General features: G+C 42.2%; 1 protein-coding gene. It reads right to left on the bottom strand.

Annotated elements, in window-relative coordinates; translation table 11 throughout:
- The coding region (locus tag BST93_RS13860; protein WP_105019642.1) for an SdrD B-like domain-containing protein at positions 1–26,484 on the bottom strand (26,484 nt) is incomplete at its 3' end.

The raw sequence follows: 26,484 nt of genomic DNA on the forward strand, positions 1-26,484 counted from the left end.
TCTTGGGTCTGAATCTAGATAATCTGGGATTCCATCATTATCAAAGTCTCCATTTATTAAATCTGGACCAGTAATAATATCATCGTTATCATCATCTAAATCTCTATAATCTGGCTCCTCATCCCCATCTGTGTTATTAAGATCATTGCGAGGATCACTGTCCACAAATGCTCCATTTGCATCGTCATAACCACCATTAGGCGTGCTATCAAACGCATCATCAAGACCATCATTATCTGCATCATTTCCTGAAGGCGTAACATCTGGCTGACCATCATTATCGTAATCAAAACCTTCTGTACTATCAGGAACTCCATCATCGTCAGAATCTTCATCTAGATAATCAGGAAGTCCATCACCATCAAAATCTATTGGCATAATTCCCTCTCCAGATCCTGGTGTATTTTCATACGCATCATCTAATCCATTTCCATCAGAATCAATTCCAGAAGGCTCGACATACCCAGCTGTTGATTGACCTTCAACATTATCAGGAATACCATCTCCATCACTGTCTAAATCAAACCAGTCTGGAATTCCGTCTCCATCGCTATCACCATTACCTTCAAGAATATCAATAATACCATCATTGTCATCATCAATATCATCAACATCTGGTATTCCATCTCCATCATTATCTGGATAGTTGTAACCATTGTTCTCTTCAAACACATCTACACCTGAAATTACTGTTACAGTTGTAGGATCTGTCCCTTCTGTTTGTGATGCACTATTTGGCAATGTTGTTTCATCTATATCTACAATAGCATCTCCTGCTGCTATCACGGTAGCCACATAATCACCATTTGCATCTGTAATTACAGTTTGAGTATTCCCTTCAGAATCGGTTATAATTACACTTACTCCTGCAAGATCAGGTTCTCCAGGATCTTGAATTCCATTTCCATTTGAATCTAGATAAACGTGTCCTGAAATAGTCCCTGGAATATTGAAACCATTATTTTCTTCAAACACTGTCGCACCTGCTGTTACTGTTACGGTTGTAGGATCTGTTCCTTCTGTAAGGGTTGCACCTGCAGGTAACGTAGTTTCATCAATATCAATCACAACATCTCCAGGCACCACAATTGTTGCAGTATAATCTCCATTATTATCTGTAATTACAGTTTGAATATTTCCATCAGAATCAGTTATAACTACAGTTACTCCTGCAAGATCTGGCTCTCCTGGATCTTGAACTCCATTACCATTTAGGTCTTCATATAAGTGACCTGTTACGGTTGCTGGTGTATTATAACCATTATTTTCTTCAAACGTATCAATGCCAGAAACTACGGTTACAACAGTTGGATCGGTTCCTTGTGTTTGAATGGCACCTACCGGTAGTGTTGCTTCATCTATATCTACTGTAGCATTACCAGGTGCCGAAACTACTGCTGTGTAATTTCCATTTGCATCTGTAACCACTGTAACTATATTACCTAGTGAATCTGTAATGACTACTGTGACACCTGATAATCCAGGCTCACCTGGATCTTGAACTCCATTACCATTGACATCATCATAGATAGTACCAGACACAGTTCCTGGAACATTGAAACCATTGTTTTCTTCAAATACTGTTACTCCTGAAACAGCTATTACCGTTGTAGGATCTGTTCCTTCTGTTTGAACAGCTCCTACTGGTAAAGTAGTTTCATCAATATCTATAATTGTCGCTCCAGGAGCAGAGACATTTACTGTATAATCACCGTTAACATCAGTAACTACAGTCTGCACCATACCTAAAGAATCTGTTATTATCACAGTTACTCCTGCTAAATCTGGTTCTCCTGGATCTTGCACGCCGTTGCCATTAACGTCATCATAAAGATGACCTGTAATTACAGATGGTATATTGAAACCGTTGTTCTCTTCGAAAACAGTACTACCTGATGTTACAACAACGGTTGTAGGATCAGTACCTTCTGTTTGTACAAAACCTAATGGTAGCGTATTGTCATCAATATCTACAACCACATTACCAGGTGTTAAAATCAATGCAGAATAATCTCCATTAACATCAGTAGTAACAATTTGTATGTTACCATTACTATCAGTAATTACCACATCTACACCAACTAAATCTGGTTCACCGGCATCCTGTACTCCATTACCATTTAAATCTTCATACAAGTGACCTGTAACTACTCCTGGGATATAATAACCATTATTTTCCTCAAATACAGTAGTACCAGAAATCACAGTTACTGTAGTTGGATCTGTACCTTCACTTAAAATAGCTCCGGCAGGTAATGTAGCTTCATCTATATCAATAGTAACATCCTGTCCTCCGGTTACTGTAACTGTATAATCACCATTACTATCAGTCACGACAATTTGGGTATTTCCTAAACTATCAGTTACGATGACATTTACACCTGCAAGATCTGGTTCACCAGGATCTTGCACACCGTTGTTATTTAAATCGTTATACACGTGCCCTTGTATGGAACCTGTTTCAAGTATAAATCCATCATCTGTAGTTGTCACAGTTGTATTAGTCACTACCGTTATACTCTCTGGATCTGATCCGATGGTAGATAAAATATAACCTGATGGATCAACTACGTCCACATTATAATCTCCAGAAGGGACTGTAGCCGTCCAGTTACCAGTAGCATCTACTGTTACTGTAGTTACAACTCCATTAATATCAGTCAAATTAACTAGTGTACCGGCAGGGAATAAATTATCAACAGTTGGATCATATAACCCATCATTATTTATGTCTTCAAACACAAATCCTGTTACAGTTCCTTGACCTTGATATCCATCATCTGTACTATTATTAGTTGTACCAGCCACAACAGTAACTGTTTCAGGATCACTTCCCACTGTTGTTAATATTGCACCTGTTGGATCAGTAACATCTATAGTCGTATCTCCTGATGGAACTACCACTGACCAACTTCCGTCTGGCTGAGTTGTAACTACTTGTACAACTCCGTTTGAATCTGTAATTACTACATCTACACCGCCTAAACCTGGCTCACCTGCATCCTGTACTCCATCTCCGTTTAAGTCCTCAAAGACTAATCCGTTTAAGATTCCATTCTGATCTAAAGGTGTCACCGTTGGATCATCTGGGTCGCCATCTGCGTCTGGATCTACATCATTCACATTGTTTGGATCATCACTATCATCGCTCACAGGTCCTAATGGATCTCCATTTGGATCTATAGCGTCTGCTTCTGATACCGCTGTATTGGTTACACTTCCGTTTGCTATATCTGCTGCCGTTAATGTATAAACCTGATCTGCTATACTTCCTACTGCGCCTGGAGCTAATGTACTTGGAACTACTGGCTCATTTACTAAACCTAGTAAGGCATCACTGATTACTGCATTCTCTACTAATACATTACCATTATTGGTCACTGTAAAGCTGTAGGTAATCGTGTCTCCTGCATCTGTAATACCATTCCCATTAGCATCTACTACTCCTCCGCTTACTTTCTCTAACGATAAGTTTGCTTCTGCTGTAAAGAATCCATCAGCTGGCTCTGTTACATTTGATCCTGATCCTACTGTTGTAGTCGTTGGATCTGTTCCGGCTGTCTGAATATCAGTGCCTGCTGGTAATGTAGACTCGTCTATATCGGTTGTCGTATCTCCTGATGGAACTACCACTGACCAACTTCCGTCTGGCTGAGTTGTAACTACTTGTACAACTCCGTTTGAATCTGTAATTACTACATCTACACCGCCTAAACCTGGCTCACCTGCATTCTGTACTCCATCTCCGTTTAAGTCCTCAAAGACTAATCCGTTTAAGATTCCATTCTGATCTAAAGGTGTCACCGTTGGATCATCTGGGTCGCCATCTGCGTCTGGATCTACATCATTCACATTGTTTGGATCATCACTATCATCGCTCACAGGTCCTAATGGATCTCCATTTGGATCTATAGCGTCTGCTTCTGATACCGCTGTATTGGTTACACTTCCGTTTGCTATATCTGCTGCCGTTAATGTATAAACCTGATCTGCTATACTTCCTACTGCGCCTGGAGCTAATGTACTTGGAACTACTGGCTCATTTACTAAACCTAGTAAGGCATCACTGATTACTGCATTCTCTACTAATACGTTACCATTATTGGTCACTGTAAAGCTGTAGGTAATCGTGTCTCCTGCATCTGTAATACCATTCCCATTAGCATCTACTACTCCTCCGCTTACTTTCTCTAACGATAAGTTTGCTTCTGCTGTAAAGAATCCATCAGCTGGCTCTGTTACATTTGATCCTGATCCTACTGTTGTAGTCGTTGGATCTGTTCCGGCTGTCTGAATATCAGTGCCTGCTGGTAATGTAGACTCGTCTATATCGGTTGTCGTATCTCCTGATGGAACTACCACTGACCAACTTCCGTCTGGCTGAGTTGTAACTACTTGTACAACTCCGTTTGAATCTGTAATTACTACATCTACACCGCCTAAACCTGGCTCACCTGCATTCTGTACTCCATCTCCGTTTAAGTCCTCAAAGACTAATCCGTTTAAGATTCCATTCTGATCTAAAGGTGTCACCGTTGGATCATCTGGGTCGCCATCTGCGTCTGGATCTACATCATTCACATTGTTTGGATCATCACTATCATCGCTCACAGGTCCTAATGGATCTCCATTTGGATCTATAGCGTCTGCTTCTGATACCGCTGTATTGGTTACACTTCCGTTTGCTATATCTGCTGCCGTTAATGTATAAACCTGATCTGCTATACTTCCTACTGCGCCTGGAGCTAATGTACTTGGAACTACTGGCTCATTTACTAAACCTAGTAAGGCATCACTGATTACTGCATTCTCTACTAATACGTTACCATTATTGGTCACTGTAAAGCTGTAGGTAATCGTGTCTCCTGCATCTGTAATACCATTCCCATTAGCATCTACTACTCCTCCGCTTACTTTCTCTAACGATAAGTTTGCTTCTGCTGTAAAGAATCCATCAGCTGGCTCTGTTACATTTGATCCTGATCCTACTGTTGTAGTCGTTGGATCTGTTCCGGCTGTCTGAATATCAGTGCCTGCTGGTAATGTAGACTCGTCTATATCGGTTGTCGTATCTCCTGATGGAACTACCACTGACCAACTTCCGTCTGGCTGAGTTGTAACTACTTGTACAACTCCGTTTGAATCTGTAATTACTACATCTACACCACCTAAACCTGGCTCACCTGCATTCTGTACTCCATCTCCGTTTAAGTCCTCAAAGACTAATCCGTTTAAGATTCCATTCTGATCTAAAGGTGTCACCGTTGGATCATCTGGGTCGCCATCTGCGTCTGGATCTACATCATTCACATTGTTTGGATCATCACTATCATCGCTCACAGGTCCTAATGGATCTCCATTTGGATCTATAGCGTCTGCTTCTGATACCGCTGTATTGGTTACACTTCCGTTTGCTATATCTGCTGCCGTTAATGTATAAACCTGATCTGCTATACTTCCTACTGCGCCTGGAGCTAATGTACTTGGAACTACTGGCTCATTTACTAAACCTAGTAAGGCATCACTGATTACTGCATTCTCTACTAATACGTTACCATTATTGGTCACTGTAAAGCTGTAGGTAATCGTGTCTCCTGCATCTGTAATACCATTCCCATTAGCATCTACTACTCCTCCGCTTACTTTCTCTAAAGATAAGTTTGCTTCTGCTGTAAAGAATCCATCAGCTGGCTCTGTTACATTTGATCCTGATCCTACTGTTGTAGTCGTTGGATCTGTTCCGGCTGTCTGAATATCAGTCCCTGCTGGTAATGTAGACTCGTCTATATCGGTTGTCGTATCTCCTGATGGAACTACCACTGACCAACTTCCGTCTGGCTGAGTTGTAACTACTTGTACAACTCCGTTTGAATCTGTAATTACTACATCTACACCACCTAAACCTGGCTCACCTGCATTCTGTACTCCATCTCCGTTTAAGTCCTCAAAGACTAATCCGTTTAAGATTCCATTCTGATCTAAAGGTGTCACCGTTGGATCATCTGGGTCTCCATCTGCGTCTGGATCTACATCATTCACATTGTTTGGATCATCACTATCATCGCTCACAGGTCCTAATGGATCTCCATTTGGATCTATAGCGTCTGCTTCTGATACCGCTGTATTGGTTACACTTCCGTTTGCTATATCTGCTGCCGTTAATGTGTAAACCTGATCTGCTATACTTCCTACTGCGCCTGGAGCTAATGTACTTGGAACTACTGGCTCATTTACTAAACCTAGTAAGGCATCACTGATTACTGCATTCTCTACTAATACGTTACCATTATTGGTCACTGTAAAGCTGTAGGTAATCGTGTCCCCTGCATCTGTAATACCATTCCCATTAGCATCTACTACTCCTCCGCTTACTTTCTCTAAAGATAAGTTTGCTTCTGCTGTAAAGAATCCATCAGCTGGCTCGGTTACATTTGATCCTGATCCTACTGTTGTAGTCGTTGGATCTGTTCCGGCTGTCTGAATATCAGTGCCTGCTGGTAATGTAGACTCGTCTATATCGGTTGTCGTATCTCCTGATGGAACTACCACTGACCAACTTCCGTCTGGCTGAGTTGTAACTACTTGTACAACTCCGTTTGAATCTGTAACTACTACATCTACACCGCCTAAACCTGGCTCGCCTGCATCCTGTACTCCATTTCCGTTTAAGTCCTCAAAGACTAATCCGTTTAAGATTCCATTCTGATCTAAAGGTGTCACCGTTGGATCATCTGGGTCGCCATCTGCGTCTGGATCTACATCATTCACATTGTTTGGATCATCACTATCATCGCTCACAGGTCCTAATGGATCTCCATTTGGATCTATAGCGTCTGCTTCTGATACCGCTGTATTGGTTACACTTCCGTTTGCTATATCTGCTGCCGTTAATGTGTAAACCTGATCTGCTATACTTCCTACTGCGCCTGGAGCTAATGTACTTGGAACTACTGGCTCATTTACTAAACCTAGTAAGGCATCACTGATTACTGCATTCTCTACTAATACATTACCATTATTGGTCACTGTAAAGCTGTAGGTAATCGTGTCTCCTGCATCTGTAATACCATTCCCATTAGCATCTACTACTCCTCCGCTTACTTTCTCTAACGATAGGTTTGCTTCTGCTGTAAAGAATCCATCAGCTGGCTCTGTTACATTTGATCCTGATCCTACTGTTGTAGTCGTTGGATCTGTTCCGGCTGTCTGAATATCAGTGCCTGCTGGTAATGTAGACTCATCTATATCGGTTGTCGTATCTCCTGATGGAACTACCACTGACCAACTTCCGTCTGGCTGAGTTGTAACTACTTGTACAACTCCGTTTGAATCTGTAATTACTACATCTACACCGCCTAAACCTGGCTCACCTGCATCCTGTACTCCATCTCCGTTTAAGTCCTCAAAGACTAATCCGTTTAAGATTCCATTCTGATCTAAAGGTGTCACCGTTGGATCATCTGGATCTCCATCTGCGTCTGGATCTACATCATTCACATTGTTTGGATCATCACTATCATCGCTCACAGGTCCTAATGGATCTCCATTTGGATCTATAGCGTCTGCTTCTGATACCGCTGTATTGGTTACACTTCCGTTTGCTATATCTGCTGCCGTTAATGTGTAAACCTGATCTGCTATACTTCCTACTGCGCCTGGAGCTAATGTACTTGGAACTACTGGCTCATTTACTAAACCTAGTAAGGCATCACTGATTACTGCATTCTCTACTAATACATTACCATTATTGGTCACTGTAAAGCTGTAGGTAATCGTGTCTCCTGCATCTGTAATACCATTCCCATTAGCATCTACTACTCCTCCGCTTACTTTCTCTAACGATAGGTTTGCTTCTGCTGTAAAGAATCCATCAGCTGGCTCTGTTACATTTGATCCTGATCCTACTGTTGTAGTCGTTGGATCTGTTCCGGCTGTCTGAATATCAGTGCCTGCTGGTAATGTAGACTCATCTATATCGGTTGTCGTATCTCCTGATGGAACTACCACTGACCAACTTCCGTCTGGCTGAGTTGTAACTACTTGTACAACTCCGTTTGAATCTGTAATTACTACATCTACACCGCCTAAACCTGGCTCACCTGCATCCTGTACTCCATCTCCGTTTAAGTCCTCAAAGACTAATCCGTTTAAGATTCCATTCTGATCTAAAGGTGTCACCGTTGGATCATCTGGATCTCCATCTGCGTCTGGATCTACATCATTCACATTGTTTGGATCATCACTATCATCGCTCACAGGTCCTAATGGATCTCCATTTGGATCTATAGCGTCTGCTTCTGATACCGCTGTATTGGTTACACTTCCGTTTGCTATATCTGCTGCCGTTAATGTGTAAACCTGATCTGCTATACTTCCTACTGCGCCTGGAGCTAATGTACTTGGAACTACTGGCTCATTTACTAAACCTAGTAAGGCATCACTGATTACTGCATTCTCTACTAATACATTACCATTATTGGTCACTGTAAAGCTGTAGGTAATCGTGTCTCCTGCATCTGTAATACCATTCCCATTAGCATCTACTACTCCTCCGCTTACTTTCTCTAACGATAGGTTTGCTTCTGCTGTAAAGAATCCATCAGCTGGCTCTGTTACATTTGATCCTGATCCTACTGTTGTAGTCGTTGGATCTGTTCCGGCTGTCTGAATATCAGTGCCTGCTGGTAATGTAGACTCATCTATATCGGTTGTCGTATCTCCTGATGGAACTACCACTGACCAACTTCCGTCTGGCTGAGTTGTAACTACTTGTACAACTCCGTTTGAATCTGTAATTACTACATCTACACCGCCTAAACCTGGCTCACCTGCATCCTGTACTCCATCTCCGTTTAAGTCCTCAAAGACTAATCCGTTTAAGATTCCATTCTGATCTAAAGGTGTCACCGTTGGATCATCTGGATCTCCATCTGCGTCTGGATCTACATCATTCACATTGTTTGGATCATCACTATCATCGCTCACAGGTCCTAATGGATCTCCATTTGGATCTATAGCGTCTGCTTCTGATACCGCTGTATTGGTTACACTTCCGTTTGCTATATCTGCTGCCGTTAATGTGTAAACCTGATCTGCTATACTTCCTACTGCGCCTGGAGCTAATGTACTTGGAACTACTGGCTCATTTACTAAACCTAGTAAGGCATCACTGATTACTGCATTCTCTACTAATACATTACCATTATTGGTCACTGTAAAGCTGTAGGTAATCGTGTCTCCTGCATCTGTAATACCATTCCCATTAGCATCTACTACTCCTCCGCTTACTTTCTCTAACGATAGGTTTGCTTCTGCTGTAAAGAATCCATCAGCTGGCTCTGTTACATTTGATCCTGATCCTACTGTTGTAGTCGTTGGATCTGTTCCGGCTGTCTGAATATCAGTGCCTGCTGGTAATGTAGACTCATCTATATCGGTTGTCGTATCTCCTGATGGAACTACCACTGACCAACTTCCGTCTGGCTGAGTTGTAACTACTTGTACAACTCCGTTTGAATCTGTAATTACTACATCTACACCGCCTAAACCTGGCTCACCTGCATCCTGTACTCCATCTCCGTTTAAGTCCTCAAAGACTAATCCGTTTAAGATTCCATTCTGATCTAAAGGTGTCACCGTTGGATCATCTGGATCTCCATCTGCGTCTGGATCTACATCATTCACATTGTTTGGATCATCACTATCATCGCTCACAGGTCCTAATGGATCTCCATTTGGATCTATAGCGTCTGCTTCTGATACCGCTGTATTGGTTACACTTCCGTTTGCTATATCTGCTGCCGTTAATGTGTAAACCTGATCTGCTATACTTCCTACTGCGCCTGGAGCTAATGTACTTGGAACTACTGGCTCATTTACTAAACCTAGTAAGGCATCACTGATTACTGCATTCTCTACTAATACATTACCATTATTGGTCACTGTAAAGCTGTAGGTAATCGTGTCTCCTGCATCTGTAATACCATTCCCATTAGCATCTACTACTCCTCCGCTTACTTTCTCTAACGATAGGTTTGCTTCTGCTGTAAAGAATCCATCAGCTGGCTCTGTTACATTTGATCCTGATCCTACTGTTGTAGTCGTTGGATCTGTTCCGGCTGTCTGAATATCAGTGCCTGCTGGTAATGTAGACTCATCTATATCGGTTGTCGTATCTCCTGATGGAACTACCACTGACCAACTTCCGTCTGGCTGAGTTGTAACTACTTGTACAACTCCGTTTGAATCTGTAATTACTACATCTACACCGCCTAAGCCTGGCTCACCTGCATTCTGCACTCCATCTCCATTTAAGTCCTCAAAGACTAATCCGTTTAAGATTCCATTCTGAGGAATATTGAAAATAGTTGGGTCTTCAAAATCTCCGTCAGAATCAGTATCTACATTTGTAAGATCATCAGGATCATCTGAAACATCAGAAACATTAGGTAATACATTTCCTTGAGAATCTGTAGTTTGAGCAGTAACCGTTGCCGAGTTAATTATTTGTCCATTGGCAATATCACTTGCTGTAAGTGAATAATCAAAAGATGCAGTCCCTATATCACCTGGATTCAAGGTAGCTGGTACTACTGGTAAATTAGTCACTCCAATTGTTGTATCATTAATACTTGCATTTGTCACAACAGTGTTTCCAGTATTCTGAACTGTAAATGAATAAGTAACAATATCACCGACATCTGCTATACCGTTACCATTACTATCGGTATATGAGTCCGCTTTCGCGAAAGCGAGATTAGGAGAGCTCAAATCTACGAATGTAGGGTCCTCTTCATCACCGTCACTATCTATGTCTTGACCAGTAAGATCGTTAGGATCATCAGAGTCATCGGAAACATTTCCTAGACTCGTACCATTTGAATCCAAAGCCTCACCAGTAGCAGTTGCCGTGTTTATTATGCTACCGTTTATTATATCACTTGTTGTTAACGTGTAGTTTGTAGTTACAACATTACTAACGTCACCTGCATTTAACACAGAAGGAGTAATCACTAATCCTGACACACCAATAATTGCATCATCAATTACAATATTCTGGACTTGTACATTTCCATTATTAGTAACAGTAAAGGAATATGTAATTGTATCACCTGCATCAATAAATCCATTTCCATTAACATCTGCGACCGCGCTAGCAACCTTATCTAAGCTTAAGTTAGGTTCTGGTGTTTGGAAACCATCTGCAGGTTCGCCTACACTTGTACCTGCTGCAACATTAGTTGTTGTAGGATCAGTACCAGCTGTTTGGACCTCTGTTCCATTTGGTAGGGTCGTCTCATCAATATTTGATGTGGTAACTCCTGCTGGAACAACAACCGACCAACTACCATCAGGATTCGTAATAACTTGCTGTGTTGTACCATCCGAGTTAGTTATATCGATTGTAACTCCTCCTATTCCAAGTTCGCCTGCATCCTGAACACCATTACCATTTTCATCATCAAATACAACACCATTTAAGATACCGCCTGCCGTTAAATTAGTTATGGTAGGATCATCAGGATCAGTGTCAGCATCTGGGTTAACGTTTGCTGGATTATTAGGATCATCACTATCATCGCTAACAGGACCTGCTGGATCACCATTAGGATCTATCGAACCACCATCAACAACTGCGGTGTTGATTACTACACCTGCAGCAATATCCGAAGACGTTAAGGTGTAAACTTGATCTACTATAGTACCTGTTTGACCAGGTAGTAACGTAGACGGTGTTACAATAGCATTAATTAATCCAATCGTATTATCATTTATTACCAAGTTCTCGACTTGAACATTACCATTGTTAATTACGGTAAAGCTATATGTGATAGTGTCTCCTGCATCGGTAATACCATTACCATTAGTATCAACTACGCCTCCGCTAGTTTTTTCAAGGGCAAGATTTGATTCAACTATAAAGTATCCGTTGTTCTCCTCCGTTACTGTAGTTCCCGCCACTACTGTTACATCCGTAGGATCAGTTCCTTCTGTTTGTACGAAACCTACTGGTAGATCTGCATCATCGATATCTACGCTTGCTGTGCCTGGTGCTGCTACTTGAGCCGTGTAAGTTCCTGTTGCATCCGTCTGAACGGTTACTGCTTGACCTGCACTGTCCGTAATCGTAACTTCTACGTTTTCTATGCCTGGCTCACCTGCATCTTGTGTCCCGTTTCCGTTTACATCATTATAAACTACTCCTGTTACCGTGCCTGGTACATTGAATCCGTTGTCTTCTTCTGTCGTTGTTGCTCCAGCCGTTACTGTTACATCCGTAGGATCAGTTCCTTCTGTTTGTACAAATCCTACTGGTAGATCTGCATCATCGATATCTACGCTTGCTGTGCCTGGTGCTGCTACTTGAGCCGTGTAAGTTCCTGTTGCATCCGTCTGAACGGTTACTGCTTGACCTGCACTGTCCGTAATCGTAACTTCTACGTTTTCTATGCCTGGCTCGCCTGCATCTTGTGTCCCGTTTCCGTTTACATCATTATAAACTACTCCTGTTACCGTGCCTGGTACATTGAATCCGTTGTCTTCTTCTGTCGTTGTTGCTCCAGCCGTTACTGTTACATTCGTAGGATCAGTTCCTTCTGTTTGTACGAAACCTACTGGTAGATCTGCATCATCGATATCTACGCTTGCTGTGCCTGGTGCTGCTACTTGAGCCGTGTAAGTTCCTGTTGCATCCGTCTGAACAGTTACTGCTTGACCTGCACTGTCCGTAATCGTAACTTCTACGTTTTCTATGCCTGGCTCGCCTGCATCTTGTGTCCCGTTTCCGTTTACATCATTATAAACTACTCCTGTTACCGTGCCTGGTACATTGAATCCGTTGTCTTCTTCTGTCGTTGTTGCTCCAGCCGTTACTGTTACATCCGTAGGATCAGTTCCTTCTGTTTGTACGAAACCTACTGGTAGATCTGCATCATCGATATCTACGCTTGCTGTGCCTGGTGCTGCTACTTGAGCCGTGTAAGTTCCTGTTGCATCCGTCTGAACGGTTACTGCTTGACCTGCACTGTCCGTAATCGTAACTTCTACGTTTTCTATGCCTGGCTCGCCTGCATCTTGTGTCCCGTTTCCGTTTACATCATTATAAACTACTCCTGTTACCGTGCCTGGTACGTTGAATCCGTTGTCTTCTTCTGTCGTTGTTGCTCCAGCCGTTACTGTTACATTCGTAGGATCAGTTCCTTCTGTTTGTACGAAACCTACTGGTAGATCTGCATCATCGATATCTACGCTTGCTGTGCCTGGTGCTGCTACTTGAGCCGTGTAAGCTCCTGTTGCATCCGTCTGAACGGTTACTGCTTGACCTGCACTGTCCGTAATCGTAACTTCTACGTTTTCTATGCCTGGCTCGCCTGCATCTTGTGTCCCGTTTCCGTTTACATCATTATAAACTACTCCTGTTACCGTGCCTGGTACATTGAATCCGTTGTCTTCTTCTGTCGTTGTTGCTCCAGCCGTTACTGTTACATTCGTAGGATCAGTTCCTTCTGTTTGTACGAAACCTACTGGTAGATCTGCATCATCGATATCTACGCTTGCTGTGCCTGGCGCTGCTACTTGAGCCGTGTAAGCTCCTGTTGCATCCGTCTGAACGGTTACTGCTTGACCTGCACTGTCCGTAATCGTAACTTCTACGTTTTCTATGCCTGGCTCGCCTGCATCTTGTGTCCCGTTTCCGTTTACATCATTATAAACTACTCCTGTTACCGTGCCTGGTACATTGAATCCGTTGTCTTCTTCTGTCGTTGTTGCTCCAGCCGTTACTGTTACATCCGTAGGATCAGTTCCTTCTGTTTGTACGAAACCTACTGGTAGATCTGCATCATCGATATCTACGCTTGCTGTGCCTGGCGCTGCTACTTGAGCCGTGTAAGTTCCTGTTGCATCCGTCTGAACGGTTACTGCTTGACCTGCACTGTCCGTAATCGTAACTTCTACGTTTTCTATGCCTGGCTCGCCTGCATCTTGTGTCCCGTTTCCGTTTACATCATTATAAACTACTCCTGTTACCGTGCCTGGTACATTGAATCCGTTGTCTTCTTCTGTCGTTGTTGCTCCAGCCGTTACTGTTACATCCGTAGGATCAGTTCCTTCTGTTTGTACAAATCCTACTGGTAGATCTGCATCATCGATATCTACGCTTGCTGTGCCTGGCGCTGCTACTTGAGCCGTGTAAGTTCCTGTTGCATCAGTCTGAACGGTTACTGCTTGACCTGCACTGTCCGTAATCGTAACTTCTACGTTTTCTATGCCTGGCTCACCTGCATCTTGTGTCCCGTTTCCGTTTACATCATTATAAACTACTCCTGTTACCGTGCCTGGTACGTTGAATCCGTTGTCTTCTTCTGTCGTTGTTGCTCCAGCCGTTACTGTTACATCCGTAGGATCAGTTCCTTCTGTTTGTACGAAACCTACTGGTAGATCTGCATCATCGATATCTACGCTTGCTGTGCCTGGCGCTGCTACTTGAGCCGTGTAAGCTCCTGTTGCATCCGTCTGAACGGTTACTGCTTGACCTGCACTGTCCGTAATCGTAACTTCTACGTTTTCTATGCCTGGCTCGCCTGCATCTTGTGTCCCGTTTCCGTTTACATCATTATAAACTACTCCTGTTACCGTGCCTGGTACATTGAATCCGTTGTCTTCTTCTGTCGTTGTTGCTCCAGCCGTTACTGTTACATCCGTAGGATCAGTTCCTTCTGTTTGTACGAAACCTACTGGTAGATCTGCATCATCGATATCTACGCTTGCTGTGCCTGGCGCTGCTACTTGAGCCGTGTAAGTTCCTGTTGCATCCGTCTGAACGGTTACTGCTTGACCTGCACTGTCCGTAATCGTAACTTCTACGTTTTCTATGCCTGGCTCGCCTGCATCTTGTGTCCCGTTTCCGTTTACATCATTATAAACTACTCCTGTTACCGTGCCTGGTACATTGAATCCGTTGTCTTCTTCTGTCGTTGTTGCTCCAGCCGTTACTGTTACATTCGTAGGATCAGTTCCTTCTGTTTGTACGAAACCTACTGGTAGATCTGCATCATCGATATCTACGCTTGCTGTGCCTGGCGCTGCTACTTGAGCCGTGTAAGTTCCTGTTGCATCCGTCTGAACGGTTACTGCTTGACCTGCACTGTCCGTAATCGTAACTTCTACGTTTTCTATGCCTGGCTCGCCTGCATCTTGTGTCCCGTTTCCGTTTACATCATTATAAACTACTCCTGTTACCGTGCCTGGTACATTGAATCCGTTGTCTTCTTCTGTCGTTGTTGCTCCAGCCGTTACTGTTACATCCGTAGGATCAGTTCCTTCTGTTTGTACGAAACCTACTGGTAGATCTGCATCATCGATATCTACGCTTGCTGTGCCTGGCGCTGCTACTTGAGCCGTGTAAGTTCCTGTTGCATCCGTCTGAACGGTTACTGCTTGACCTGCACTGTCCGTAATCGTAACTTCTACGTTTTCTATGCCTGGCTCGCCTGCATCTTGTGTCCCGTTTCCGTTTACATCATTATAAACTACTCCTGTTACCGTGCCTGGTACGTTGAATCCGTTGTCTTCTTCTGTCGTTGTTGCTCCAGCCGTTACTGTTACATCCGTAGGATCAGTTCCTTCTGTTTGTACGAAACCTACTGGTAGATCTGCATCATCGATATCTACGCTTGCTGTGCCTGGTGCTGCTACTTGAGCCGTGTAAGTTCCTGTTGCATCCGTCTGAACGGTTACTGCTTGACCTGCACTGTCCGTAATCGTAACTTCTACGTTTTCTATGCCTGGCTCACCTGCATCTTGTGTCCCGTTTCCGTTTACATCATTATAAACTACTCCTGTTACCGTGCCTGGTACATTGAATCCGTTGTCTTCTTCTGTCGTTGTTGCTCCAGCCGTTACTGTTACATCCGTAGGATCAGTTCCTTCTGTTTGTACAAATCCTACTGGTAGATCTGCATCATCGATATCTACGCTTGCTGTGCCTGGTGCTGCTACTTGAGCCGTGTAAGTTCCTGTTGCATCCGTCTGAACGGTTACTGCTTGACCTGCACTGTCCGTAATCGTAACTTCTACGTTTTCTATGCCTGGCTCGCCTGCATCTTGTGTCCCGTTTCCGTTTACATCATTATAAACTACTCCTGTTACCGTGCCTGGTACATTGAATCCGTTGTCTTCTTCTGTCGTTGTTGCTCCAGCCGTTACTGTTACATTCGTAGGATCAGTTCCTTCTGTTTGTACGAAACCTACTGGTAGATCTGCATCATCGATATCTACGCTTGCTGTGCCTGGTGCTGCTACTTGAGCCGTGTAAGTTCCTGTTGCATCCGTCTGAACAGTTACTGCTTGACCTGCACTGTCCGTAATCGTAACTTCTACGTTTTCTATGCCTGGCTCGCCTGCATCTTGTGTCCCGTTTCCGTTTACATCATTATAAACTACTCCTGTTACCGTGCCTGGTACATTGAATCCGTTGTCTTCTTCTGTCGTTGTTGCTCCAGCCGTTACTGTTACATCCGTAGGATCAGTTCCTTCTGTTTGTACGAAACCTACTGGTAGATCTGCATCATCGATATCTACGCTTGCTGTGCCTGGTGCTGCTACTTGAGCCGTGTAAGCTCCTGTTGCATCCGTCTGAACGGTTACTGCTTGACCTGCACTGTCCGTAATCGTAACTTCTACGTTTTCTATGCCTGGCTCGCCTGCATCTTGTGTCCCGTTTCCGTTTACATCATTATAAACTACTCCTGTTACCGTGCCTGGTACATTGAATCCGTTGTCTTCTTCTGTCGTTGTTGCTCCAGCCGTTACTGTTACATTGGTAGGATCAGTTCCTTCTGTTTGTACGAAACCTACTGGTAGATCTGCATCATCGATATCTACGCTTGCTGTGCCTGGTGCTGCTACTTGAGCCGTGTAAGCTCCTGTTGCATCCGTCTGAACGGTTACTGCTTGACCTGCACTGTCCGTAATCGTAACTTCTACGTTTTCTATGCCTGGCTCGCCTGCATCTTGTGTCCCGTTTCCGTTTACATCATTATAAACTACTCCTGTTACCGTGCCTGGTACATTGAATCCGTTGTCTTCTTCTGTCGTTGTTGCTCCAGCCGTTACTGTTACATTCGTAGGATCAGTTCCTTCTGTTTGTACGAAACCTACTGGTAGATCTGCATCATCGATATCTACGCTTGCTGTGCCTGGCGCTGCTACTTGAGCCGTGTAAGCTCCTGTTGCATCCGTCTGAACGGTTACTGCTTGACCTGCACTGTCCGTAATCGTAACTTCTACGTTTTCTATGCCTGGCTCGCCTGCATCTTGTGTCCCGTTTCCGTTTACATCATTATAAACTACTCCTGTTACCGTGCCTGGTACATTGAATCCGTTGTCTTCTTCTGTCGTTGTTGCTCCAGCCGTTACTGTTACATCCGTAGGATCAGTTCCTTCTGTTTGTACAAATCCTACTGGTAGATCTGCATCATCGATATCTACGCTTGCTGTGCCTGGCGCTGCTACTTGAGCCGTGTAAGTTCCTGTTGCATCCGTCTGAACGGTTACTGCTTGACCTGCACTGTCCGTAATCGTAACTTCTACGTTTTCTATGCCTGGCTCGCCTGCATCTTGTGTCCCGTTTCCGTTTACATCATTATAAACTACTCCTGTTACCGTGCCTGGTACATTGAATCCGTTGTCTTCTTCTGTCGTTGTTGCTCCAGCCGTTACTGTTACATTCGTAGGATCAGTTCCTTCTGTTTGTACGAAACCTACTGGTAGATCTGCATCATCGATATCTACGCTTGCTGTGCCTGGCGCTGCTACTTGAGCCGTGTAAGTTCCTGTTGCATCAGTCTGAACGGTTACTGCTTGACCTGCACTGTCCGTAATCGTAACTTCTACGTTTTCTATGCCTGGCTCACCTGCATCTTGTGTCCCGTTTCCGTTTACATCATTATAAACTACTCCTGTTACCGTGCCTGGTACGTTGAATCCGTTGTCTTCTTCTGTCGTTGTTGCTCCAGCCGTTACTGTTACATCCGTAGGATCAGTTCCTTCTGTTTGTACGAAACCTACTGGTAGATCTGCATCATCGATATCTACGCTTGCTGTGCCTGGTGCTGCTACTTGAGCCGTGTAAGTTCCTGTTGCATCCGTCTGAACGGTTACTGCTTGACCTGCACTGTCCGTAATCGTAACTTCTACGTTTTCTATGCCTGGCTCGCCTGCATCTTGTGTCCCGTTTCCGTTTACATCATTATAAACTACTCCTGTTACCGTGCCTGGTACATTGAATCCGTTGTCTTCTTCTGTCGTTGTTGCTCCAGCCGTTACTGTTACATCCGTAGGATCAGTTCCTTCTGTTTGTACGAAACCTACTGGTAGATCTGCATCATCGATATCTACGCTTGCTGTGCCTGGTGCTGCTACTTGAGCCGTGTAAGTTCCTGTTGCATCCGTCTGAACGGTTACTGCTTGACCTGCACTGTCCGTAATCGTAACTTCTACGTTTTCTATGCCTGGCTCGCCTGCATCTTGTGTCCCGTTTCCGTTTACATCATTATAAACTACTCCTGTTACCGTGCCTGGTACATTGAATCCGTTGTCTTCTTCTGTCGTTGTTGCTCCAGCCGTTACTGTTACATCCGTAGGATCAGTTCCTTCTGTTTGTACAAATCCTACTGGTAGATCTGCATCATCGATATCTACGCTTGCTGTGCCTGGCGCTGCTACTTGAGCCGTGTAAGTTCCTGTTGCATCCGTCTGAACGGTTACTGCTTGACCTGCACTGTCCGTAATCGTAACTTCTACGTTTTCTATGCCTGGCTCGCCTGCATCTTGTGTCCCGTTTCCGTTTACATCATTATAAACTACTCCTGTTACCGTGCCTGGTACATTGAATCCGTTGTCTTCTTCTGTCGTTGTTGCTCCAGCCGCTACTGTTACATCCGTAGGATCAGTTCCTTCTGTTTGTACGAAACCTACTGGTAGATCTGCATCATTGATATCTACGGTAGCATCGCCAGATAAAACTGTTGCAGTGAATTGACCACTTGCATTCGTTTGAACCGTTACTGGATCACCATTTGTAGGAGTAATAACTACATCAACATTAGAAAGAAGAACATCTCCAGTATCAAAAGTTCCATTACCATTAACATCATTATATACAACTCCTTCAAGGTTACCTGAACCTAATATAGTTTCGGTAATATCATCCTCTGTATTACCGTCGCCATCGTTACCGTCATCAGAAACATCTGAAATTGGATCTCCATTATCATCAACTGCATTGGCAATAGCTTGATTATCTACTTGACCTGAATTAATATCTTGTTGATTAATCGTATAAACCGCTGTAAAGGTAGCAGAGGCTCCTGGTCTTAAATCAATAGCATCTCCTTCACCATCTTCATTGGTTCCTCCCGATTGATAAGCTGGAGTAGGCAAAGGTGTGTTTGTACCTGTAAATAGTCCGGCAGACTCTGAAACCGTTACATCAAAAGCAAAACTAGAACCTATATTTTGAACTATATAGGTATAACTAATAACTCCTGTTGCAGGATCAAATGTACTTGTTTTAGTAATTTCTAACTGAGTTGAACAAGCTTCTGCGAAACCAGCTTCGAGAAAATCTGGTGTCCCGTTAGAATTTAAATCTGCTGGTTCGGTATAACCTTCTCCTGATTCACCGCTAGTAACAAGACCATTACTACTGTTCACTGTTTCAGGAGCTAAATTACCAAGGATTCCATCTTCCTGCGCTTTCGCGAAAGCATCAATAAAACCAGCTTCTACAGTATCAGAACATCCATCACCATCGGAATCTGGATCTAAATGATTAGGAATACCATCTCCATCTAAATCTGGGGCATTGATAATTACTACAGTTGGTTCACCACCGAAGTCATCTATAACACATTCATCGAATTGAACACTATAGAATCTACTTTGTGCAGCATTAATATTTTTTGTTACACCAATTACATATTCAAATTGATTAACATCTTGACGCTGGAAGAATACTTTATATCTCGCATCGGTATCTATAGGCTCAATCGGAGCAGAACCAGTCCCGTTTGCTCTAAATTGAGTTACTCCACCAGTAAGATTTGTTGCAATAATATTCGTAGGATTATTTAATGAATAACCCACTAAATTCCTTAATCTATAGAATTCTCTAATTCTACCTGACCCGTCGCTGTCAACATCCTGAATAAATCCACTAATTCTATTAACAACAGTAAGATTAGTAGTTCCAGCATCTACCAATTGAACATTGAAGGTAACTGTTAAATCACCAGAGGATGCTGCAGAATAATTAATTACAGGCTGCCATGCATTTGCATCACCAGAAGCGTTATCAATAGAATTTAATGTTGCTCCAGTAGATCTTTGTGTAATTTCAACAATAGCATCAATTCCTGCGCGAACTCCAGAAAATCTGTATCTAGCTCCTACTTGACCTGCCGTACCTGAGATTAACGTACCTCCATTAAAATTGTAAGTTTGACCAGTACAAGTTGTAGAATTATCTGTGTAAAACTCAAAACCTTCTGTGATATCGGTAATTCCGTCATTATCATCATCTAAGTCATCTCTATCTACAACTCCATCACCATCTTCGTCATTTGGTAAACTGCGATCCCTGAAGTCTACATTACCTCCAGAATTTAAATCGCCATCGGTATCTGGTAAGTTAGCAGTATCATCTATATTACCATTAGGATCAGCATAGGTAGGTGTTTGATCAACTGCATCGTCCAAACCGTCATTATCGGAATCATTACCTGATAAAGTTAATCCAGCTTCAACAGTATCATTACCACCTTGATTGTCAGAATTTAGATCCAGATAATCAGGTAGGTCCACCGTATCTGTATTTACTGGCAATAATCCAAGCTCATCGTTATTTTGATTATAAGCAGTAGGTAAACCATTTGCTGTAACATCTGGAATTCCATCTCCATCTGCGTCGTTTACTAACGGATCAATATAACCTAAAGTAGTTTGAGCCTCATTATTATCAGGAATACCATCACCATCAGAATCTAAATCTAAATGATTAGGTATACCGTCACCATCCTGATCTGAAGGATTAGTAAATGGGTTATTATCACCGTCCAAATTAGCATCTTCATTAATATCTAGTATACCATCATTGTCGTCATCGATATCTACGGTATCAGGAACCCCATCACCATCTGTATCATCTTGATCAAGATAATTTGGAACTCCATCTAAATCTTCGTCATCATTTGTAGGGTCATTATCATTATTGGTATCCTCTCCAGTTCCAGATGTCAAAAGCGAATCGTTATCGTCATCGGTATCTCTATAATCTGGTTGATCAGTACCATCTGTATTATTTAATTCATTACCAGGATCATTTGTTACAGGAGTACCGTTAGGATCTCCATATCCCGTTGTGTCACCGTCAAACGCATCGTCGAGTCCATCATTATCAATATCATTTCCACTAGGAGTAGTATCAGGATTACCATCGTTATTAAAATCAGAACCTTCCGTAGCATCTGGGACATTATCATTGTCACTATCTAAATCAACATAATCAGGATTTGGATCTCCATCTGTATTTTCTGGCGTAAGCCCTTCTCCACTTCCTGGAGTAGTTTCATAAGCATCATCTAAACCATTCCCATCACTATCTATACCAGATGGTTGTATGTAGCCAGCAGTATCTTGAGCTTCTACATTATCCGTGATACCATCATTATCACTATCCTGATCCAATAAATCTTGTATACCGTCATTATCAAAATCACATGAAGAAAAGCGAATATTCCCAATACTAAATCCTGGCTCGGAACCTGGGTTGATCACAGAATCATCAGTAACATCAAAAACAATAGTGATAGTATCCACTGGTGCAGAAAATGATATATTTACATTTCCTGCTCCTGATGCAGCACCAGTTGGGGCAACTGGATCAACACCTAGAACAGAATTACCTATAACCTCTTGAGTTCCTGCTGGAACTATATTTGGTAAAACCTGAGACGCTCCATTAAAACCAGTTATAGTGTATCTTTCTTTTCGTCTTATTGAACCTAACTCTCCGTCTACATCCAATAAAGTAAACGCTACATTGTTAAAGGACTCACTATTAAAATCGATCGTATAAGTTACCGTACCTGTTGCTCCTAATGTTTGTAGGTCGAAACCTGAAATAAGAGTTTGCGGTACAGATGGTTGTCCACCTTGATAAAAAGCACCTGAAATAGGCAGATTAGGCGAATTAAGTAATGCATTGTTGGGGTCAACTACAGTTATATTAACATCTCTAGAATCAACTGAATAAGAGTTACTAAGTGTGCCGGCAGCCCAAGTATTTACGCTCCAGTCCAATGTTGACTCATCCTTACATTCAACCACGTCCAAAATACCATCATTATCATCATCAATATCTACAACATTCGGCACTCCATCGCCATCAGTATCTGGACGGTCATCAACATCATCACATGCATCTATGATCCCATCACCATCTGTATCAGGTCCTATCTCGGTATAATCTAGTAAAGTATTCGAATTAGAATCAGCTGGTTGTGCATAACTTGCTGCAAGAACAGCACCATTTGAAGAATTCGTTGGTGGGATACCTGAACCATAGGCACCACCATCTCCTCCATCAGCAGAACTATTGTTGTAAGCCTCGTTAGCATCGGAACATCCATCATTATCAGAGTCAGTATCTTGAAAATCAAAATTATCTATACCATCAGAGTTAACTAATTCATAGTTAACAATCCCATTATCAACATCGCCAGGATCTTGAACACTATTAGGAACACCATCATCACCAACAGGACCAGTTAATCGACCGTCAATATTGACTTCATTATGACCAGCTTCGACTGCGTCATAAATACCATCATTATCTGCATCAACATCTAAACTATCTATTATCCCGTCACCATCTGAATCTGGACAAGTTGAACCTCCATTAAGAATAAACACTTTTCCATCGCCTCCATCTCCATCTGCTCCTGGAGAAACATTAATAGACTTTATTACAGAACCTGCGGGCGCAAGCTGTGATAATGGATAAACTGCAATATTAATTGGCTGACCAACCGAAGTGTTAATACCTGTATTTATATAATCGGTAAGTACTACATTTAGTTGACCAAAACTATTTCCTTGTGCATCAAACGCTTCAATTTCAAAAGTGTTATTCCCATCTCTTTCAGAAACTAATAAGAAAGATTCTCCTGAAACAGAAATTGGAACATTGTAACTGAGTGTATAGAAATCAGTATCTAAAACAGCTCCAGAAAGTCCTTGGAAATAATTAAAATTTCTTGATTGAAAGGCTGGTAAAATAATTTGTTCCCAGTTAGGATTTGAAATATTATCTCCTGTAGGACCTGTACCTTGGCCACTTGTACCATTAAGAACTTCATACACAACATTATCACTTGTAGAGTTGAAATTCTCTGTATATAAATCAGGAACAATAAAATCATTATAAGTAATCCCATCTAATGTAACAGATTGCAAATTTGCATTATTATTCCCACCAGAACCAGAAAAGGAGAAAGTGGTATTTGTACTTGTATAAGGGCCAGTAGCCGTTGGTTCAACATAACATTCATCGGAATCTAAAATTCCATCATTATCATCATCTAAATCTACTTCATCAAAAATTCCATCGTTATCGGAATCAACACTAGCAGTTGCATCACGGTAATTCACATCACCACCACCATTAACATCACCATCATTATCAGGTAATGATGATGGATTATTTACATTACCATTAGGATCTTGATAACCAGAAGTAGCATCAATACTATCATCTAATCCATCAAAATCTGTATCGTTTCCGGATAGAGCAAAGTTATTTTCAGTTGTATCGTTAATTGAATCATTATCAGAATCCAAATCCTTATAATCAGGTACCCCATCAAAATCTGTATCCACCGGTAACACAGCAAAACCATTTGAACAGGTAGCAGAAGTGAAACTATAGCTAACTCCGCCTATTCTAAACCCACCTGAGTTCAATTCGAAAAATACAGATGACGTTGAACTTGTAGTAATAACATTAAATTGAACATAGGAATCAGCAGCTCCACCCGTATTGTAATTAGAGATCACCTGTGAACCAAGAGTGATATTCATACTATCACCTGCACCAATATCATTTGCGATTGAAAAAGTAATTGTAGTCCCTACTGGTAGTCCTCTATCAAATTCTAAAGTTAATGGACCTTGAGTTTCTCCTGCAGAACCAGTATTTCTAAGACGAACTCCATTAAGATTGGTAGCAGCAACACCATTAGCTTCGGGTGTCCCTAATGCTGGAGTAATATCCTGGTTACCTCCATAGGTAAATCCTGAAACAGCATTACCACTAGCACTAGTAGTGGACGAACCGTTACAATCAGGATCATAAGTATCCACCAAACCATCACCGTCAGTATCTGTTAAACTACCTTGAGCTATATACCCTAAAGTACCTTGAGCTTCAACATTATCAGGGACACCATCTCCATCAGCATCTAAATCAAACTGGTCTATAATTCCATCACCGTCAGTATCATATAAATCACTTACACCATCATTATTGTTATCAACAAAGTTTGAACTGGAAGGACCATCCGTTCCTGGACCATTAGATGGATCAAAATAATTTAACAATCCATCACCATCGTCATCTCCAAGAGGATCGTTAGCATTAACATTTTCTAGTTCCACTATATCTGGAATCCCATCATTGTCATCATCAATATCAACAAGATCATGAACCCCATCACCATCTTGATCACATGACGGAACCACTAATTGCACCACAGAGGATTCTACCTCAGAACCATAAAACCAAGTGTTTATAACCCTGATATTTCCATAATCATCACACAATAGCGTCGGAGTATTAGTACCTTCACCAGCGCCAGCAGTTGCAGGTACCGTATTACCCGGATTTGAACCATTCCATGCGTGTCCTGGCCCCACATTACCATTTAATAAATTAGTATTTACAAATGAGCCTGTAGTTGTATTTGCAGTATTTTGAGTTGAGGCGTCAACACAAGTTCCAAAGGCTGTTAATTGTGAATCGTCCCAGAAAAGTTTTTGACTTGCTAGAGTAGGAGTCACAGACTCCATGGTTAAACCATTTAAATTGAATTCCGCATCATACATAGGAACATTGGTCCTACCTCTAAATGACACTAACTTTAAGCTTATACTTACACCTGCTTCGGCTATATCACCAAACCCATCTAACCCGTCCCAAAAAAGCAAGTTATCACCTACTGGCTGTTCAAATGCTTCAATAACTACATCTCGAGTATTTGCATCAAAAACCCCATTACCGTCAAAATCTACTAAAAGAGCAACATCTGCAGGCGCATCCAAAGTATAAGGGATGTAATAGTTACCAGGACAACCAAAAATCTCACCAGTTAATATCGGATCTGCTTGTGGAGCAGGTACAAATACAGATTGATCTGGGACGGTTAAAAAAACGGGATACCCATTGTCTAAATTAGGAGAAGTATTGGAAGGTCTATTTACAGATCTTCGTGTTAAAAGAAAATCATTTGCTGGATTATCATCATCATCAACAACACCAAATCTATTCATAGACAACTCATAGGCTAATGGCCTAAATCCAGGTAAAAAATCCACTTTAACGATTACCTGATCATCAGTATACGCGTAAAATTCACCCTCAACAGATGCATCTAGTGTAGGATTAGGTACATTTGGAGTACCTATATCACCATCAGCATCCTGATTTTGATAACCAATTAACGACCATTTATCAGACCATATTCTTCCTGGAATTGCAGAGGCTGTAGACCCCACAGTAAAATCAAAATATGGAAAAAAGAAAATAGCCGGATCTCCATTTCCAAAAGTAAATGGAGTGGCACCACCATCGGTACTTATATAAAATTCAATATAATAATTTCCAGCAGTTGTAGGGTTAAATACATAAGGATTGTAACCATTTGTAACTCCACCTACACCGTTAGGCCCGTTAAAAGCCTCTGTGTAATTTGATACAAATCCTGCATCTCCCGCGATTGGGTTTGCTCCTGCACCATCATCAAATCTACCTGACAATGTTCCTACCTGCACACCAGCGGGATTTACCCCTTCAACCAACGTACCACTCTGGTCGTAAATACGATAATAAGTAAAAGCTCCCAGCTCTGGATGATTAGAAGCATCTAGCCTCTGCCTTGAAAACACCCCAAAATAAAGGTTTTCAGTAGCAGCATTTGCGATAGTAAAACGTAACCTACTAGAATTAGGAGCATTAACATACGGACCAAATTGACCTCTTGTTATGTAGAGAGCTGTACCATTTGCTGGCTCCACTCCTGTCGCAGAAGGCATCAACTGCTTGGTTCCATCAGCAAAAACTGAACTAGGATTAAGAATGAATAATAATAGCAACACATAGATAATGTTACCATTGAATTTTAGGTTAGAGGGAAAATTAAAACTCAT

This window comes from Nonlabens tegetincola (genome assembly GCF_002954355.1).
Taxonomy (GTDB): Bacteria; Bacteroidota; Bacteroidia; order Flavobacteriales; family Flavobacteriaceae; genus Nonlabens; species Nonlabens tegetincola.